A 1694-nucleotide genomic window follows, 5' to 3' on the forward strand; every position below is an offset into this window, starting at 1 on the left:
AGGAATAGCATAAATCATAAGTTTGACTCCTCATTCGGAAAAACTAATGCATGACCTTCAACTAAACTTTTTGCGACCTTGAACCGCGCACTTTTTACTGTGTTGCCAAAAGTTTGTCTAGATATGCCCATTTGATCTGCGGCTTGTTGTTGGCTGAGTCCCTCTAAATCAGCCAAGCGCAGTGCTTCAAGTTCTTCTGGCAATATGGCGACTTGCTCCAACTGATGGAATGGCACGCCATTGGGCTTGAAACAATGGTGCGCTGCACGGCCGCATATTCTTCTTTCTATTTTTGGTCTTGCCATTATCGTCCCTCTCAAACACTGTGCTACGTTACGCCCAAATTATGGCATATGCCAATAACATTTTTGGCATATGCCAATAATCTAAGTTTGCAAAAATCGTATTTAATAAGATGCTGACTGTTTTCACACCACAACGCATCTTCAATTGCCACTTGCTTAAATCCAACTCAATACTCAGTCCTACAATTCAAGCATTTACATGCGTTTGATGATTCTGACTACTTTGTCTCCAAGTCATGGCGCGACGCTTGGATAGCGCCAAAAACACCGGTTTTATTGACACAGATAGATCATTCTATTGCTTTGTTATGACGTAAACGTCGGAAACAGGGCTAATATTAACGGCATACAAAATCTTGATTTAAAGAGGGATAAAATGAAAAAGACAATGTTGGCGTTAACTGGTGCGGTAATTATTCTTGCAGGCTGTCAAGACGAGAAACCAGTAGAAGCAAGTGCAGTTGAAGCTCCTCAAGCAGTAGAAATGGAAGTCACTGACACTGAACTGCCTGTCGATGCAGTACCAGTGGAAGAAGAACAAGTGATCACCACAGAAACGTTTGTAGACTCAGAGCACAACGCGAAAAACGCGCTAGATTGGAATGGCGTTTACAAAGGCACACTACCATGTGCTGATTGCGCAGGCATCGACGTGACTCTGACGCTAAATCAAGATGGCAGCTACGTGCTTGAGCAAAACTACCAAGACAAAGAAGATGGCAAATTCAAATCAGAAGGCCACTTCACTTGGGATGAAAACGGCAGCATCGTAACGCTGACCGACGAAGACGCACCAAACCAATACTTCGTAGGCGAGAACATGCTTATGATGCTAGACATGAACGGTGAGAAAGCAACTGGCGAATTAGCTTCGTTTTACAACCTAACAAAGCAACAATAATCGTCACTCTGACCTGATAGATGTTGAAAACCGAGCCTCCCCAAGCTCGGTTTTTTTGTCCTCCTCAACCTTCCCTTCCCCCAACCATACTGTTTTGTCATTAAGCAAAAAGCGAAATCACCGAAAGCCATACATTTCCATACGCTTTGCTGATAGAGGCTTACAACACCATTTTGTACACTGTTCAAAATAAAATAAACGGTACAGGAAATACAAATGAACAAGACACTTATCGCACTACTAACTTTGGCAGCAGCTGGCACCGCAACGGCAGGTGACACATACATCCGTAACGGCAACATCTACAACAACCAAGGTGGTTGGGTTGCGGAAGTGGGCGTAGCTCAAGTTAGTGATCTATTTAAAGATCAAAAACACAATACTGCACCAATCCTAAACGGTGGTTACCACGGTGAAGACTTCAACGCAGATTTGGGCGGCATCAACTACCGCTTCTTGGGTGAAACCAACGATCTGATCAACATGAG

At 43.6% G+C, this 1694-nt stretch carries 2 protein-coding genes and 1 pseudogene; 2 read left to right on the forward strand and 1 reads right to left on the reverse strand.

The features are described from left to right. Nucleotides 1-14: 14 nt before the first annotated feature. Nucleotides 15-305: a DUF134 domain-containing protein gene (locus tag R7190_RS25480; RefSeq protein WP_005464150.1), complete on the reverse strand. Its 291-nt coding sequence runs from the start codon at nucleotides 303-305 to the stop codon at nucleotides 15-17. 376 nt (nucleotides 306-681) lie between these two features. Here R7190_RS25480 and R7190_RS25485 point away from each other — a divergent pair, with 376 nt between their 5' ends. Next, nucleotides 682-1206, forward strand: a complete 525-nt coding sequence (locus R7190_RS25485; protein ID WP_021452435.1) for a copper resistance protein NlpE — start codon at nucleotides 682-684, stop codon at nucleotides 1204-1206. A 216-nt stretch (nucleotides 1207-1422) separates the two neighbouring features. Next, a pseudogene (locus R7190_RS25490) lies at nucleotides 1423-1694 on the forward strand (MipA/OmpV family protein); the annotation flags it as partial.

The organism is Vibrio sp. 1078-1 (genome assembly GCF_033340475.1).